The 15,879-nt window shown below is 37.3% G+C and carries 14 protein-coding genes; 11 read left to right on the top strand and 3 right to left on the bottom strand.

Annotated elements, in window-relative coordinates:
• Nucleotides 1-2: 2 nt before the first annotated feature.
• Nucleotides 3-335, bottom strand: coding sequence for a hypothetical protein (locus ACH6EI_RS14515; RefSeq protein ID WP_013056747.1), 333 nt, complete (start codon nt 333-335; stop codon nt 3-5).
• Nucleotides 336-534: 199 nt separating this feature from the next.
• On the opposite strand from ACH6EI_RS14515, the gene ACH6EI_RS14510 reads away from it, so the two are divergent.
• Together ACH6EI_RS14510 and ACH6EI_RS14505 are read left to right on the top strand one after the other, a co-directional pair.
• Entirely contained in the window at nt 535-1,488 is a 954-nt protein-coding gene (locus tag ACH6EI_RS14510) for an NAD(P)/FAD-dependent oxidoreductase (protein ID WP_028413609.1), read from the top strand.
• A gap of 19 nt (nt 1,489-1,507) precedes the next feature.
• A complete protein-coding gene (locus tag ACH6EI_RS14505; protein ID WP_028413608.1) occupies nt 1,508-2,203 on the top strand; it encodes a YqjF family protein in 696 nt (231 codons plus the stop codon).
• A gap of 3 nt (nt 2,204-2,206) precedes the next feature.
• On the opposite strand, the gene msrA is transcribed toward ACH6EI_RS14505, so the two are convergent.
• Nucleotides 2,207-3,112, bottom strand: a complete 906-nt coding sequence (gene msrA, locus ACH6EI_RS14500) for a peptide-methionine (S)-S-oxide reductase MsrA (RefSeq protein ID WP_033578792.1) — start codon at nt 3,110-3,112, stop codon at nt 2,207-2,209.
• A 323-nt stretch (nt 3,113-3,435) separates the two neighbouring features.
• On the opposite strand from msrA, the gene nhaC reads away from it, so the two are divergent.
• Nucleotides 3,436-4,842, top strand: a complete 1,407-nt coding sequence (nhaC, locus tag ACH6EI_RS14495) for a Na+/H+ antiporter NhaC (RefSeq protein WP_028413606.1) — start codon at nt 3,436-3,438, stop codon at nt 4,840-4,842.
• A 179-nt stretch (nt 4,843-5,021) separates the two neighbouring features.
• Here the strand turns inward: nhaC and ACH6EI_RS14490 are convergent, their stop codons facing one another.
• Nucleotides 5,022-5,675 (bottom strand): GntR family transcriptional regulator, encoded by a 654-nt coding sequence (locus ACH6EI_RS14490; protein ID WP_034327794.1) that lies wholly within the window; start codon nt 5,673-5,675, stop codon nt 5,022-5,024.
• 364 nt (nt 5,676-6,039) lie between these two features.
• Between ACH6EI_RS14490 and ACH6EI_RS14485 the strand changes: the two genes are divergently transcribed.
• From ACH6EI_RS14485 to ACH6EI_RS14450, 8 genes are all read left to right on the top strand, one after another.
• Entirely contained in the window at nt 6,040-7,452 is a 1,413-nt protein-coding gene (locus ACH6EI_RS14485) for an amino acid permease (protein WP_028413604.1), read from the top strand.
• Nucleotides 7,453-7,749: 297 nt separating this feature from the next.
• Nucleotides 7,750-8,751, top strand: coding sequence for an acyltransferase family protein (locus tag ACH6EI_RS14480; RefSeq protein ID WP_028413603.1), 1,002 nt, complete (start codon nt 7,750-7,752; stop codon nt 8,749-8,751).
• Between the two features lie 25 nt (nt 8,752-8,776).
• Nucleotides 8,777-9,652 carry a peptidylprolyl isomerase gene (locus ACH6EI_RS14475; RefSeq protein WP_028413602.1) on the top strand — a complete coding sequence of 292 codons (876 nt, stop codon included), beginning with the start codon at nt 8,777-8,779 and terminating at the stop codon, nt 9,650-9,652.
• 30 nt (nt 9,653-9,682) lie between these two features.
• The gene (locus ACH6EI_RS14470) at nt 9,683-9,841 is read left to right on the top strand and encodes a hypothetical protein (protein ID WP_155017217.1); all 159 of its coding nucleotides are present in this window, start codon (nt 9,683-9,685) and stop codon (nt 9,839-9,841) included.
• Nucleotides 9,842-10,019: 178 nt separating this feature from the next.
• Nucleotides 10,020-10,694 carry a response regulator transcription factor gene (locus ACH6EI_RS14465; protein WP_028413601.1) on the top strand — a complete coding sequence of 225 codons (675 nt, stop codon included), beginning with the start codon at nt 10,020-10,022 and terminating at the stop codon, nt 10,692-10,694.
• Nucleotides 10,684-12,111 carry a sensor histidine kinase gene (locus ACH6EI_RS14460; RefSeq protein ID WP_028413600.1) on the top strand — a complete coding sequence of 476 codons (1,428 nt, stop codon included), beginning with the start codon at nt 10,684-10,686 and terminating at the stop codon, nt 12,109-12,111. Before ACH6EI_RS14465 ends, ACH6EI_RS14460 begins: the two co-directional genes overlap by 11 nt.
• A gap of 376 nt (nt 12,112-12,487) precedes the next feature.
• Entirely contained in the window at nt 12,488-13,852 is a 1,365-nt protein-coding gene (locus ACH6EI_RS14455; protein WP_098112537.1) for an allantoinase, read from the top strand.
• A gap of 528 nt (nt 13,853-14,380) precedes the next feature.
• Nucleotides 14,381-15,871 (top strand): peptide MFS transporter, encoded by a 1,491-nt coding sequence (locus ACH6EI_RS14450; RefSeq protein WP_028413598.1) that lies wholly within the window; start codon nt 14,381-14,383, stop codon nt 15,869-15,871.
• Nucleotides 15,872-15,879 lie beyond the last annotated feature (8 nt).

Below are 15,879 nucleotides of genomic sequence, written 5' to 3'. Positions count from 1 at the left end.
TGTTATAAAGCTAAGAGTCTTCTCTTCTCAAAGTTTCCTCGTACTAGTTTGAGATCCATTCCATCTAAAATCAAATCAATGAGAGCGCCTTTAAAGACATCCGCTGTTTTTTTCTTATCATTGGACTGCAAATATTGCACGCGATACCACTTGTCTTCAACTTGAAAGTACATAAAACGACCGTGTGTAAAGTCAATCCAGAACTTTGTAGGTTGTCCATTGAGATTTTTATAAACATATCCCCAGCTTCGTCCTTGGTGAGCGTCCTTCATTTTAGGGCGAGCTGTATTAAATACTTCGTAATATACTTTGTGCTTAATATCATAGAGCATCATGTGACGGTCCTCCTATCTATAGACGTGCTAGCAGGTAAAGATATATTTGTATACAACAAGTATATTAAGATGAAAAGAATCGTAGACTATTTTTTTGAGACAAGCAGGAGCGAAGGTAAATGAAAAAGACAGTTTAAATTAGCTCAATTATTCCGCTTTTTTTATACTGTAAGTAAATGAGTTAAATAAGGAGGAAAAAATGAAACGAGTAGGAATAGTAGGTGCAGGAATGACCGGCCTTACAGCTGCGGCTGAATTACAAAAAGCAGGAATAGAGGTCTTTCTTCTTGATAAGGGCAAAAGTGTAGGGGGACGAATGGCTACACGAAGAGTAGGGGATGGAAAAGCAGATCACGGAGCTCAATTTTTTACAGTGAGATCCGATGAATTTCAGCAAGCCGTAAATAAATGGATAGCTGATAGAAAGGTTAAGAAGTGGTTTGGTGAGCATCACCCTCGTTATCAAAGTATAAATGGCATGAATGCATTAGCTAAATATTTAGCAAAAGATCTACGCGTATACTTGAATCGAAAAGTTCAAACCATTGACTTTCAAAACGGAAGGTACCAGCTGTATACAGAAGAAAATGAGATTTTTGAAGCGACTGATATCATTCTTACACCTCCGTCTCCTCAGGTTATTGAGGTATTTAATAATAGTAAGCTGCAAGCGGACCAATCTATTCTTAAAACACTTAAATTTAGTCCCTGCTTGGTTGCTATCGTGGAGCTTTACACAGAGATGCTGTATAGTGATCATGGTCAAATCACAAATCCATCTAGCACAATCCAAAGAATTGTTAATCATGAGCAAAAAGGAATATCAAAGACGCCCGTTCTTAGCATATATATGAATAAAGACTGGTCAGAAAAACATTTTGATGAACATGAACGTGAGTTGCTGCCGATGATAAAAAATGAAATAAAAGAATGGATAGGTGCAAATCATATTAAAAGCATCCAGATAAAGAAATGGCGCTATGCAGAGGTTGAACAAGTTCTTCATCAGCCCTTTGCTAAAATTATGCCGTCGCTACTGGTGGCAGGAGATGCTTTTTTAAGAAGGGAAGACGAGACGAATCACTCACGGTTAGAGAGCGCATATTTGTCAGGCAAATCGGCAGCCGCTGAATTAATGGAAAAGAACATCTAGAAAAAGGAGGGACCAAGAAGTGAAAAATAATTGGATAATGAAACAAACGTGGAAAGATTTACTGTTTATTCATTGGCCTGTAGATCCGGCATTTTTGGCTTCTTTATTGCCGAGTCAGTTAGAGCCTGACACCTATAATGGTCAAGCGTGGATTGCGCTTGTGCCTTTTACGATGACAGACATTCGATTCAAAGGAACGCCCGCCGTGCCCATCTTTTCACGGCTATATGAGCTAAATGTGCGTACCTATGTTACATATAAAGGGGAAAAAGGCGTTTATTTTTTTAGTTTAGACGCAAGCAATCCACTAGGAGTATGGATTGCTCGTCAGTTTTTTCACTTGCCTTATTACCACGCTGCTATGACATTCAACAAAACTCAGAACTATATTTCTTTTCAGTCAGTTCGAACGCACAGAGACTCAAAAAAAGAGCGAGTAAAGCTTACATATAGAGGTACTTCTCCCTCCTATCGCAGTAGAAAAGGAGAATTAGCTCATTGGCTTACAGAGCGCTATTGCTTATTTACCACTCACCAAGGAAATGTCTACAGAGGAGACCTTTATCATGATCCTTGGGAGCTGCAAAAAGGAGAGTGTGAAATAAGAGATGATTCTATCACTCAGCCTTTTTTGCGTCCGGCGGACTATCATAATTTAACTGTACACTACGCAAAGAAAGTAACTGCTTATTTTTACCCGTTTAAGAAAGTATAGGCATCAAAATAAAATTAAAAAATCTTCATAGCCTTCTTCTTTAAGCTTCTCTTTTGGAATAAAGCGAAGAGCCGCAGAATTTACTTGATAGTATTCGCTGTTTTCTTCTGTTAAAAGTAAACCAAGATAGTTATCTCCTTCTTTGCTTTTTAGCGCTGTTGAATGCTGAGCCGGCACTTTTTTTATGTTTCCGTATAAGATAGGACGCTTAAAAATGGGCCAGCCTGTATGAGAAGGAAGCTGATCTGACGTTTTGAACAGTGCTTCTCCAGTTAGAAGGTCAACGTAAATTCCTTTTTTTTTGTTATTCCAATATAAATTTGTAAAAGGGGGTTCGGTTCCGTTTTCCTGCGTAACAAAATATTGCATAGGCGTTAGGAACTTTTTAAGGTAAGAGCGGTCCTTGGGCCAATGCTGCGTCAGAAAATCAGTTCGCCCCGAGCCTTCTTTGTATAATTTATAGTGAAATGCATTTTTTCGATAATAATCCTGCTGCTGTTCTTCTGCTTCGTAAAAAGAAGAAAAAGGTAAAATAGGTGTGACGATAGGGTTCTTAAAACGTCCGCTTTGGGCGAGCTTTCTTTTAGAATCGAGAGCCACTTCTTTTTGCTTTTCGTTATGATAAAAAATAATGGCTCGATACGATGGTCCGCGGTCTGAAAACTGTCCGGCGGAATCCGTAGGGTCAATTTGCTGCCAATACAGGTTAAGCAGCTCTTCAAACGTAATTTGAGAAGGATCCCATACAATTTGCACGGCCTCTACGTACTCGCTTTCCTGTTTAGCTTCAGAAGCGATTTGTTCATCTCTAGCGTAGCCCGAGCGGATACTAATGATTCCTGTAAGCTGATCAAAAGGAGCGACCATGCACCAAAAGCATCCTCCTGCAAACGTTGCATATTCTTTCATGTTACTTTCCTCTTTTCGTTGAATAAAATAAATGAAAATATATTTATATATTAAAATGTATAAACAAACAGAAAGCGCTTTATAACGTGTCTTGTAAGAAAGCACACTCTTATGGTATTATGACCACTGGATAAAAGAAAGATGGCTTATTGTTTACGCGAGTATCCTTATTTTATGTTCTTAAAAAGATGCAGTTTATTGTTTAAGTACTCATAGAAATACATACGTTGGAGCAGTAAGAGGAACAATTAAAAAATAAGGACGTTTTGCTCTTAAACGATACCACATTCCAGAATCTACATACCAGTTTAGGAGGAGCTAGTTTGAACACAACCCGTTTACCATCTATGTGGGAAATAATGATTGTGCTTGCTTTATTTTTAGCTGTTGTTATTTCGTTTGCAACTGTTTTTGATTTACCTATTCAGCTCGCTTTATTTATTTCATGGTTTATTGTTATGGCGCTAGGAGTACGACTTGGGTATACGTATAATCAGCTGCAAGGGGCCATTACAAGAGGAATATCAAACGGCTTAGAAGCTATTTTAATTTTATTAGCCGTCGGTACGTTAATTGGAACATGGATTGCCGGAGGAGTTGTTCCTTCTCTTATTTATTTTGGATTAGAGTTTATTAATCCAACATTCTTTTTACTTGCTACACTTATCATTTGCTCTATTACCTCGATTTCAACAGGAACATCTTGGGGAACGGTTGGTACAGCCGGAATCGCGATGATGGGAATCGGACAAGGCTTAGGTATGCCGCTTCCTTTAGTAGCTGGAGCCGTGATTTCAGGAGCTTATTTTGGAGACAAGCTTTCTCCTCTTTCTGATAGTACCATTTTATCTGCGTCAATGGCCCGAGTGAACGTTATCGATCACGTAAAAGCAATGTTAGTATTGGATATTCCTGCTTATCTCATTACGGCAGTATTATTTACGGTAACAGGGTTTATGTATGGGGGAAAAGATTTTGATGCTGGACGGGTAGAAGAATTAAAATCTTCGCTGTTGGATACATTTCACATCAGCGGGTGGATGCTGATTCCGGCTTTGGCTGTCATTGTCCTTTTAGCATTAAAGAAACCTTCTCTTCCAGCAATTGCGGTTGGTTCATTATTAGGAATTATATGGGCAGTTGTCTTTCAACATATGGATGTGGCGAGCGCATTTAATACGGCTTATGAAGGATTTAAAATTAATACCGACAACACATTTTTAAGTGAGCTATTAAATCGTGGCGGAATTTTAAGCATGGTCGGTTCTATTATTGTCATTATTTTTGGACTAGGATTTGGCGGGTTATTAGATGAGCTCGGCGTCTTAGAAGTCCTGCTATCTAAATTTGAAAAAATTCTTGTCAATTCAGGAAACGTTACGGCTTCTACTATTTTCGTTGGATTATTAGGAAATATATTTGGTTGTGCGATGTATGTTTCATTAATTTTAACACCGAAAATTATGGAGAAAAGTTACGATAAGTTAAGAATACAGCGTCTAGTGCTTGCCCGTAACTCAGAAGTAGGGGGAACCTTAACTTCTGGAATGGTTCCGTGGACGGATAACGGTGTATTTCTAGCTACAACGCTTGGGATCTCTACATTCGCTTATCTGCCGTTTATGTGGCTCAGTTTTGTCTCTATTATTTTGGCGATTGTTTACGGATATACAGGGAAATTCATTTGGTACGTAAAAGAAGAAAAACAGCGTTCTGCTATAGCAAAATAAAAGAGGCTGGGACAAAAGAGTTTTAGTTGAAGAAAAATCCGAACGATGAATTGAGATTCTTAATGAAGAATCAACTTCGTTCGGATTTTTTCATTGGTATGATAAACGTAGGTTTCATGTATTTCGTTTCTTCTAGCTGTTGATCGAATTGATTTAGTCATGTCTCGAGTTCTTTTTGATCAAATCATTTCTGGGTATTCGATTTTCCAGTGAACATTTTGAAGGTAAAGCTGAACATCGGCCTTTTTTTTCTGCTGCAGAAGTTTTAGAATATGGCGGTGATGTTCATTCATTACGCGTAAAATGGCGTATAGCTCTTTGGTGTCATCGCTAAAGTACGTTTGTCTGATGAATCCGTCTTGTAAAGACATAAGCTGTTCTTTTAAGGTCACATTATCGCATCGGTTCAAATATACTCGATGAAAATACGTTTGATATTTTTGATAATCCTGATAATTTTCTGATTCAATCGAAACATCGATTTTTTTAATAAGCTCATCCATCTTCGTAAAATCTTCTTCAGTTAAGTGATCAATCGACAAGGCAGCTGCCAGACCATCTAAAGCACCGACGATTTCAAATACTTCTAGTTTTTTGTGTGTATCAATTTCCTTTACAGTAAACCCTCTGCGCGGTCTGTATTCTAATAGGTTGTCTGAAGCTAATTTAATAAGCGCTTCTCTTACAGGCGTTCGGCTGACATTCAGCTGAGAACAAATACTGGCTTCATTTATTTTGTCGTTAGGCAGCAGTGTACCGTCTTGAATTTGACTTGCTATGTAGTTATATACATGATCCTTTAATGAATGATAAATCATAGGCCCCTTGTTCATTGTTTCCCCCTAAAATAAATATCGCATCAGCCGTTCCTTCTCTTCATGTCATGGTGACGAAAGAGTATAAAAATAGCATGAAAGAACGTACGGGTGTAAAAATAATCATATCATATCACTTCATTTAATCTTAGTTAGAATATAAAAAATAGAATTATTGAAATATTTTTTACTATTCATTGTTGTAAAAAATCTGAAAAATGATATAATCGTAAAAAGATTTAAGAAGTGTATATTGTATACAATATACAAAATTCGTACATATCGAAGAAATAGAGCCTATTCCTGAAGAGAAGAGACTATAGAGAATATGTAAAAAAACCAAGTTTTTGGATGGGTTTACTATAAAAAAAGGAGGTACATAATGGGTGAGAATACAACATCTATGAATCAGTTACAAAGAAAAATGAAAAGCCGTCATTTATTTATGATTTCCCTTGGCGGTGTTATCGGTACGGGGTTGTTTCTTAATTCTGGCTATACAATTAATGCAGCAGGTCCTGGGGGAACGCTCCTTGCTTATTTAATCGGTGGATTAATTATGTATTTAGTCATGATATGTCTAGGGGAGCTAAGCGTAGCAATGCCTGTGTCAGGATCATTTCAAGTATACGCTACAAAGTTTATAGGGCCGGGAACTGGTTTTGCGGTGGGCTGGCTCTACTGGCTGACTTGGGTAGTATCTGTCGGTTCGGAGTTTACAGCGTCTGGGCTGCTTATGCAAAGATGGTTTCCTGACGTTTCGGTTTGGATATGGAGCGCGCTGTTTGCTCTTTTATTATTTGGTTTAAATGCAACATCTGTACGTTTTTTCGGCGAAACAGAATTTTGGTTTTCAAGTATTAAAGTATTAACGATTATTGTATTTATTATTTTAGGCGCAGCAGCGATGTTTGGATTCATTCCCCTTAGCGGTCATGAAAAAGCGCCGATGCTTTCTCATTTTACAGGAGAGGGCGGTTTATTTCCAAATGGACTTATGCCTGTATTAATTACGATGGTTTCCGTAAGTTTTGCTTTTTCAGGAACAGAATTAATTGGTATTACGGCGGGAGAAACCGAAGATCCAGAAAAGAACATACCTCGAGCCATTAAAAATATCATTTGGCGTACATTCTTCTTCTTTATCGGCGCCATGTTTGTACTATCTGGGTTGATCTCATGGAAACAAGCAGGAGTGTTAGAAAGTCCTTTTGTGACGGTGTTTGATCAAATAGGTATTCCTTATGCAGCAGATATTATGAACTTGGTTATTTTAACAGCTTTACTATCAAACGCTAATGCAGGCTTATATGCATGCTCGAGAATGCTCTGGTCATTATCCGATCAAAAAATGGTTAGCAGCTGGCTAGGGAAAGTAACGTCTAAAGGAGTTCCATTTAATTCGTTGCTTATCAGCATGGGAGTGGCTTGTCTGTCCTTGCTGTCAAGCGTGGTTGCACCAACTACTGTTTACTTAGTATTAGTTTCTATTTCTGGATTTGCGGTGGTAGCTGTATGGATGGCTATTGCAGCTTCTCATTTTATGTTCAGAAGACGCTATATTAAAGAAGGAAATGATGTATCAAAGCTTGTTTACAAAGCTCCTTTATATCCTCTCGTTCCTATCTTAGCATTCGTTTTATGCTTTGCTGCTTGTGTAGGACTTGCTTTTGATAAGAGTCAGCGTATCGCATTATACTGCGGTATCCCATTTGTCCTTTTTTGTTATCTGTTTTATTATTTAAAAAGTAAAAAAGAAAACGGAAAAGGTGACAGTCAGCCTATAGCAAAATAAAAAGCAGAAGACCTAGGTCTTCTGCTTTTTTTTGCATACAAAAACACCCTATCCATCCGTACTGGTTAAGTGTCCCGCAACAAGCGAAATTGAATTGGATAGGGTGCGTATCTATATAGTAGAGAAAGAGGCGCCATTTGTCAAACTTATTTAGCGGCGCCTTATTTAAAAATAGAAAAAAGAAAAGTTTTCACTGTTTTTTCATTTTCACTATGTATAGTAAGGGATGTAAAGAAAAGATATTCGCAGCAGCACGTCGTACAAATCCATAGAACGTAAAAGAAAGGAGGAAGTCAAATGGCTAAGCGGGATGCGTATTTTGATAACGTGAAATTTATCTTAATTGTACTGGTAGTGTTTGGCCATTTGTTAACTCCCTTCATTAATGATGAACAGTGGTTACGAACACTCTACATATTTATTTATACTTTTCATATGCCAGCGTTTATTTTAATAAGCGGATATTTTGCAAAAGGATACCGAAAGAAAGGATATATGTGGAAGATGGCGAAGAAAGTATTACTTCCTTATATTATCTTTCAACTTATCTATGCGGTATATGATTATAAACTGTATGATGAATCGTCATTTGAAGTTTCAGTATTTCAGCCAGCTTGGTCACTGTGGTTTTTACTAAGTTTATTTTGTTGGAATGCGATGCTGTTCATTTTTACAAAGATCAAATATCCTTTAGCTGTCGCGGCAGTTTTAGGAATTATGATTGGCTTATGTGAACCGCTAGAAACAACGTTAAGTCTTTCTAGAACATTTGTATTCTTCCCCTTCTTCTTAGCAGGGTTTTATATGAAAAAAGAACATTTTAAAAAGTTGACGTCTGTTTCTTGTAAGAAAATAGCTGGAGGCACATTGCTCATTATTGCTCTGTGGATCCAGTACGTAGCACCGGATTTTGAGAAGGAGTGGCTATTTGGTTCAAAATCTTATGCCTCCTTAGGTGTAAATCAAGTAGAGGGAATGATCATTCGTACACTATTTTATAGCATCAGCTTAGCAATGACGGTTTCCTTTTTAGCTTTGACCCCTACACAGACGATGTCTTTTACATCTCGAGGTGCTCAAACCTTTTATGTGTATTTGCTACATGGATTTCTGATTAAATATATTCGCTTATCTTCTTTTGGAGACTGGATAGAAAGTGTACAAGGATACAGCATTCTTTTGATTGGAGCTTGTGGAGTGGCGTGGCTGTTGTCGAGTAAATACGTATCTACGATTGCAAGGCCTTTAATTGAGCTTAAACCGTTACCAACGCGCAAAAGTTTAAGTTTAGGTAAGTAATGAGAAATGGAAAAGGAGTTTAATGATGTCTAAAAACAAAATAATTATGATTATCGCAGCCGTTGTCATTATTGCTGCAGTAGCTATTGGTGCCGTAGCAATGAATAAATCAAAGGTAGTTGCTACCGTTGGTGATGAAAAAATCACAAAAGATCAGCTGTATGATGCTCTTCTTGCTCAAGGAGGATCAAGCGTCCTTGATTCACTAATCGAACAAAAAGTCATTTCAAAAGAAGCAGCTAAACAAAATATTAAAGTAACCGATAAAGAAATTAATGCTGAATTAGAAAACCTTAAAAGTCAGTACGGTGGAGAAGATGCACTAAATCAAGCATTAGCATCTAGCGGTGTAAAATTGTCAGAGCTGAAAAAAGATTTAAAGACGAATATTGAAGCAAAAAAAATGGTCGAGTCGACTATTAATATTAAAGATAGTGAAATAAAATCGTACTTTAATCAAAATAAAGATTCACTAGCTACAGAAGCACAGGTAAAAGCTAGTCATATCTTAGTAGCAGACGAAAAAACAGCAAAAGAAGTAAAGGCAAAGCTTGATAAAGGAGAAGATTTTGCAAAGCTAGCAAAAGAATATTCAACGGATACAGCTTCTAAATCAGATGGCGGAAACCTTGGATACTTCAAAAAAGGCGATATGGTCGAAGCTTTTGCCAACAAAGCATTTTCAATGAAGGTAAATGAAGTAAGTGATCCTGTTAAAACAGAATACGGTTACCATATTATTAAAGTAACAGGCAAAAAAGAAGCGCAAAAAGCAACATATGAAAACAGCAAAGCAAAAATCAAGCAAACGCTGCTTGATCAAAAATACCAAACAGAGTATCCAACATGGTTACAAAAGCTAAAGAAAAAGTATGATATTACAAACAAACTTGATTCATAAATAATACCTTAACGAAATGAGGGGATGGATATGAAACAAACAGCGTCTTATAGCAAATTAGAAAAAATCGTCGAACAATTGAAGCACAGAGGTGTACGAGCTGAAATATGCCGGCGTGTTGTAAAGGTCACAGAAACTGTTAATGGATCAAATCCTTCATATTCAAATCAAATCGTTAGTCATTCATAAAAGTACAAAAGACGCGAACGGCTGAACAGCAGTTTGCTCTCGTTCTTAATACAGGTAGGGAAAATTAAAATGAAAAGAGATCAGTAGAGGCAGCTTGTTTCTGCTGATTCTTTTTGTATAATAAAGTAAACAAAAGGATGCAGGGAAATGTATCAAACGAAGGAAGGAGTTACGCAGAATGAACGTACTGCTAGCAGAAGATGATTTGCAGCTAGGTGAATTAGTTAGTTATATGCTGAAGAAAAAAGGAGGCTATAACGTCGAATGGGTGACGGAAGGGAATGATGCATATGACTATGCATCTGAAGCACATTATGATGTGTTAATTCTTGACTGGATGATGCCCAATGGAGACGGAATCGATGTATGTAAACGTCTAAGAAAAGAAGGATACGCCGGGGCCATTCTTATGTTAACAGCAAAAGATGCGGTTCAAGATCGTATACAAGGCTTAGATGCGGGAGCGGATGATTACGTTATTAAGCCATTTGAAATTGACGAGCTGCTTGCAAGGCTTCGCGCTTTGGCTCGTCGTAATTATGCACCAATTTTAGAAGAAGAAGTAGAGATTGCCAGCATGATATTAAAAAGAGCAAGTCAAACCGTGCAGTTTGACGAGGAGTTTATTCAATTAAGTCCTCGTGAATTTCAACTGCTAGATTTTTTAGTAAAAAACAAAGGACAAGTTCTTTCCCGGGATATTATTTTAGACAGGGTATGGGGATATGAATCAGATGTTTCGATTAAAACGATTGATGCGACGGTTAAACTTTTGCGAAAAAAACTAGAGAAATTTAACAAACAAGATCTTATTCAAAGCATTCGCGGAGTAGGCTACAAAATTGAAAGCTAAACTTCTTACGAGGGCTAAACAGAAAGTAAAACAAAAAGTAAAGCAAGATTTATTCAGCCAGACGCAAAATCGTTTAACATTCCGATACAGCGCATTGCTAATGCTGTTTCTGCTTTTATTCGTATTTATTGTTTATGCATTGGTGTATGTGGTTGTATCCAATAGTCAGCAGCAAAACTTAAATAGCATGTTAAAACAAGAGTCTCGAATTGTCCAAAGCATCTTAATTAAACAAGCGGTAAACAGTTCGAATCAACAGTCGAAAGAAGAGTATAAAAACATTGTCGTAGCCGGTGAAGACCAGTTTTTTTATTATGTCATCAGTCCTGAAGGGGACCTTATTATGGGCAACGAAGCGAGTGAGCGTCTTCGCTCTAACTTGTTAGATTTAATTGATGGATGGATCCCTATTGAAAACGAAGTGCGAAAAGAACGAATAAAAGCCCCGCGTCCTAGTTTTGAGCACATCGAAGGAGTAAAAGGGCAAAACGGGGAAGGCAAAATAGATATTGATTTAATGATGGCGGGGGAACCTATTTTTTATAAAGGCCAATTTTTAGGGATGCTTTATATTGGAAAAGACGTTTCGTTTCTTTATCAGCTGTTAAAGTGGCTCCTCATTATTATGCTGAGCCTTACGGTACTGTTTGTAGGAGTAGCCATTTATATCAGCCGCTTAATGTCAAAACGTGCCATGGTCCCAATTGAAACAGCTTTCCAAAAGCAAAAAGAATTTGTGGCGGATGCATCCCATGAGCTAAGGACACCGCTTAGCGTTATGCTTTCTTCTATCAACGCTTTAGAAATGCAGGAGGAAGTAACAGAAGATCCCTTCTCTAAAAAATTAATTAATAATATGAAAGCTGAAGTGAAGCGGATGACGAGTCTCGTCAGTGATTTACTTACGCTTGCACGCTCAGACTCTAATAAAGTAGAAAAAGCAATGATGCCATTTGATATTACAGATGCGGTACAAAAGGTAATGGAATCGGTTGAAACTCTAGCGATTTCTAAACATATTGATTTGCAGCTGGATACGCCTGAAAAATTAGTCGTAACTGGAGATCAAGAGCGTCTCACTCAGCTGATTTACATTTTGTTAGACAATGCGATTAAATATACGACTCCTCATGGAAGTGTAAACATTCAAGTGGTTCAGCACGGGAGTGAATGTACATTAAAAGTACGTGATACAGGGGTTGGAATTCATCCCGACGAAAAGGATCGAATCTTCGACCGCTTTTATCGTGCTGATAAATCCCGATCCCGTCAAATGGGAGGTCACGGGCTAGGCCTAGCAATCGCTAAATGGATCGTAGAAACACATAAAGGCAAAATTGATGTAGAAAGTGAACAAGAAAAAGGAAGTACATTTACAGTAAGGTTGCCAATGTCACAAAAAGTAAAAAAGAGTTAAAAGAGACTGTGACAAAATTAGTTGAAGGAAGATCCGAACGAGTTTGATTCTTGATGGAGAATCAAACTCGTTCGGATTTTTTTATGGTTAGAGTGGAGGTAGGTTTCATTTATCCAATTTGTTCGTCCGTTGATTTAGTTATGTCTCCATCTCTTTTCAGTTAGTGAAAGTGACCAAATGAAAAAGAAAAGTTTAGACAAAATGGCGAATGAAAAAATCGGATAATTCAGTTATATTAACTGGCGTAATAATCAGTCTGTGTGTCAGGGTTCTTTACAATGATAAAGACTTTTTAAAGGAAACAGTGCATGATAGAACAATAGCAGACTACTTCGTTTAACAAAAAGATGAAGTAAGTAAAGGGGAGTTTGATAATATGTACGATTTAATTATTCGGGATGGTTCGGTCGTATTAGAAGACGAAATAGTAAAAGCGGACATAGGTGTTAAAAAAGGAAAGATTGCAGAAATAGCGCAAGGTGTTAGCATACCAGCAAAAAAATACGTAGATGCTAAAGGCAAATATGTTCTGCCTGGAATGATTGATATTCATGTGCATTTTGATGAACCGAGCCGAGACCATTGGGAAGGGTTTGACTACGGTTCAGCATCTATGGCCGCAGGAGGCTGCACTACATATTTTGATATGCCTTTAAACGGCGTTCCTCCTACCGTAACAGAAGCAGCGCTGTGGGAAAAGAAAAAGCTGGCTGATCAAAAGTCAGTAGTAGATTACGGTCTATGGGGAGGGTTGGTTCCTGGTAATAAAGAAGAATTAGCCAAAATGGCTCATTCGGGTGTAATAGGTTTTAAAGCATTTATGTCAGAAGCAGGTTCTGAATTTGATTTCTCAGATGACCTCACATTATACGAAGGAATGAAAGAGATTGCAAAACTAAATAAAGTGCTTGCCCTGCATGCTGAAAGAAATGACTTAATACAAAAGCTTGAACAGGCTAAACAGAAGCAAAAGCAAACGGCTATTAAAGATTATTTAGAAACGCGACCGGTTGTAGCAGAAGTAAACGCAGTAAAGCAAGCGCTTGAGTACGGTGAAGAAACGGGATGTCCGCTTCACTTTGTACACATTAGCAGCTATGAAGCAGTGCAGCTTATTACGGAAGCAAAGAAGAATGGAATGAACGTTACGCTGGAAACTTGTCCGCATTATTTACTTTTTACAGAGGAAGACTTTGAAGAAATTGGCGTAACGGCTAAGTGTGCACCTCCTCTTCGCAGCAGGAGTCAAAAAGAAAAATTATGGGCATGTATTCAATCAGAAGAAGTAGATATGATTTCTTCGGATCATTCTCCTTGCCCGATTGAGTTAAAAACAGCTCATCAGAATGATTTATTTAAAGTTTGGGGTGGAATATCAGGCGGTCAGTACTCTTTGCAAGCAATGATTAGTGAAGGAGCGATCACTAGAGGGATTTCTCTTTCTCACATTTCAAAGCTTGTATCAACCAATCCAGCTAAACGATTCGGCTTATATCCCAAAAAAGGAAGCATTTTGCTAGGAGCCGATGCGGATTTGGTTATCGTTGATCTTAATCAAACTGAAAAAGTGACAAAAGAAGGAATGGTTTTCAAACATAAGCACAGTATATATGAAGGAACGGTATTTAATAGCGTTATTTTAACTACCATTAATAGAGGAACGATTGTATACACTAAAGAAGAAGGTGTGTTTCCTCTTCACAAAGGACAAATGGTAAATGGTGAATACGTAAAATTGTAGGCACAGTGAAAAAAGAGATGAAAAATAAACCTTTTATCTCTTTTTTTACATAAAAAAATGAGGATGACTTATATTAAAAGTATTACATAGGTGAAAAAAGAGTATCTACTATAACAAAAGAGACATTTTTAAAGAAGGTTTTATTATTTTAAAAAAGTATATTTTTGATTGAGGGAAGCATAATTTAAAAAGAATAAAGCTTCTTTTTAAATATAAAGAAAAATTTCCCAAAAAGAAAAATATTATCTGGTTGTATGAAAAGTAGATAATCAGATGCTTTGTAATCAAGGGTTTTGTATAAAAAAATTTTCAAAAAGATATTTTAAGAAAGGAAATCTTGATTTAAAGCTTTTTATAGGTGCAATTTTATAATGAAAAACCGTATATTATGCACTCATTGTAAAATTCTGATATTGACAGAATCATTTTATAAGAATAAAATTTTCTTGTTTCTATTTTTTTATATCATCATAATTTTTTGACAGTTTTGTCTATGGTGGTTTACGGTTGAAAGAGAGGTTAAGGAATATGTCAGTAGAGAGAGAAAAAGTGTATGAAACAGTTCCTCAAAAAGGATTCTTCGGACATCCTAAAGGTTTATTTACCTTGTTCTTTACAGAATTCTGGGAGCGTTTTTCATACTATGGAATGCGTGCGCTACTTGTATTGTACATGTACGATACAATTGCAAACGGTGGATTAGGAATGGAACAAGGAACCGCTTTAGCGATCTTTTCTATTTATGGTTCTCTTGTTTATATGTCTGGAATTATTGGCGGTTGGATTGCAGACCGCATTTTAGGTACGTCTAATACGGTGTTTTACGGCGGTATATTTATTATGCTCGGACATCTAGTGCTTGCATTGCCAGCAGGTGTAACGGCGCTGTTTATTTCAATGTTCTTGATTATCATTGGAACAGGTTTATTAAAACCAAACGTTTCAAGCGTTGTGGGCGATATGTATAGCCCGACTGATAACCGTCGAGATGCTGGATTTAGTATCTTCTATATGGGTGTAAATGCTGGAGCATTTATCGCGCCGCTAGTTGTTTCAACAGTAGGTGAAAAGTATAACTACCACTTAGGTTTTGGAATCGCGGCAGTAGGAATGCTTTTAGGCCTAATCGTATTTATGGCTACACGAGGTAAAAACCTAGGGCGTGCAGGTAGACAAGTTCCAAACCCTTTAAAACCAGAAGAGCGCAAAAAAGTTTTTGGTACTATTGCACTTGCTGTAGTTGTACTTGCTATCTTTATTGTACTGACTTCTTTAGCAGGTATTTTAACAGTTGAAGGCGTTATTTTATTTGTAAGTATTTTAGCGATTGTTATTCCAATTATTTACTTTGTGGTTATGTATAAGAGTCCCAAGACAACAGCTGATGAGCGTTCACGCGTATTAGCTTATATCCCTCTTTTTATTTCTGGAGTAATGTTCTGGGCAATTCAAGAGCAGGGGTCAACAATTTTAGCAACGTATGCAAAAGATCATACACAGCTAACGTATGGCGGCTTTAAAATTCCAGTTGGCTGGTTCCAATCGTTAAATCCGTTATTTATTATTATATTTGCCCCAGTTTTTGCAGCAATTTGGGTGAAATTAGGAAACAGACAGCCTTCTACACCAAAGAAGTTTTCATTAGGACTTTTATTTGCAGGGCTTTCTTTCCTTGTCATGGTTATCCCGGCTAGTATTCATGGAAACGAAACGTTAGCGAGCCCGCTATGGCTAGTATTAAGCTTCTTCTTAGTTGTAGTTGGAGAGCTTTGTTTATCACCAGTAGGGCTATCAACTACAACAAAACTAGCACCTGCAGCGTTTTCTGCTCAGACAATGAGTTTATGGTTCTTAACAAGCGCAGCGGCGCAGGCAATCAATGCTCAGCTTGTTCAATACTATGAAAACATTTCGCAAGTTGTTTATTTTGCTGCATTGGGCGGAGTGTCGGTCATTTTAGGTGTAATTGTACTAATGATTTCGCCAAAAATTCAGCGTTTAATGAAAGGTGTTCAATAAAAAAAACC

This window comes from Priestia sp. JSM ZJ58, assembly GCF_044383985.1.
GTDB classification, from domain to species: Bacteria; Bacillota; Bacilli; order Bacillales; family Bacillaceae_H; genus Priestia; species Priestia zanthoxyli.
This window is presented reverse-complemented; position numbering and strand designations above follow the sequence as displayed.

Coding starts and splice junctions, on each gene's coding strand:
- ACH6EI_RS14515 (WP_013056747.1), bottom strand. CDS start 335: ATGATGCTCTATGATATTAAGCACAAAGTATATTACGAAGTATTTAAT.
- ACH6EI_RS14510 (WP_028413609.1), top strand. CDS start 535: ATGAAACGAGTAGGAATAGTAGGTGCAGGAATGACCGGCCTTACAGCT.
- msrA (WP_033578792.1), bottom strand. CDS start 3,112: ATGAAAGAATATGCAACGTTTGCAGGAGGATGCTTTTGGTGCATGGTC.
- ACH6EI_RS14490 (WP_034327794.1), bottom strand. CDS start 5,675: ATGAACAAGGGGCCTATGATTTATCATTCATTAAAGGATCATGTATAT.
- ACH6EI_RS14485 (WP_028413604.1), top strand. CDS start 6,040: ATGGGTGAGAATACAACATCTATGAATCAGTTACAAAGAAAAATGAAA.
- ACH6EI_RS14480 (WP_028413603.1), top strand. CDS start 7,750: ATGGCTAAGCGGGATGCGTATTTTGATAACGTGAAATTTATCTTAATT.
- ACH6EI_RS14475 (WP_028413602.1), top strand. CDS start 8,777: ATGTCTAAAAACAAAATAATTATGATTATCGCAGCCGTTGTCATTATT.
- ACH6EI_RS14470 (WP_155017217.1), top strand. CDS start 9,683: ATGAAACAAACAGCGTCTTATAGCAAATTAGAAAAAATCGTCGAACAA.
- ACH6EI_RS14465 (WP_028413601.1), top strand. CDS start 10,020: ATGAACGTACTGCTAGCAGAAGATGATTTGCAGCTAGGTGAATTAGTT.
- ACH6EI_RS14455 (WP_098112537.1), top strand. CDS start 12,488: ATGTACGATTTAATTATTCGGGATGGTTCGGTCGTATTAGAAGACGAA.
- ACH6EI_RS14450 (WP_028413598.1), top strand. CDS start 14,381: ATGTCAGTAGAGAGAGAAAAAGTGTATGAAACAGTTCCTCAAAAAGGA.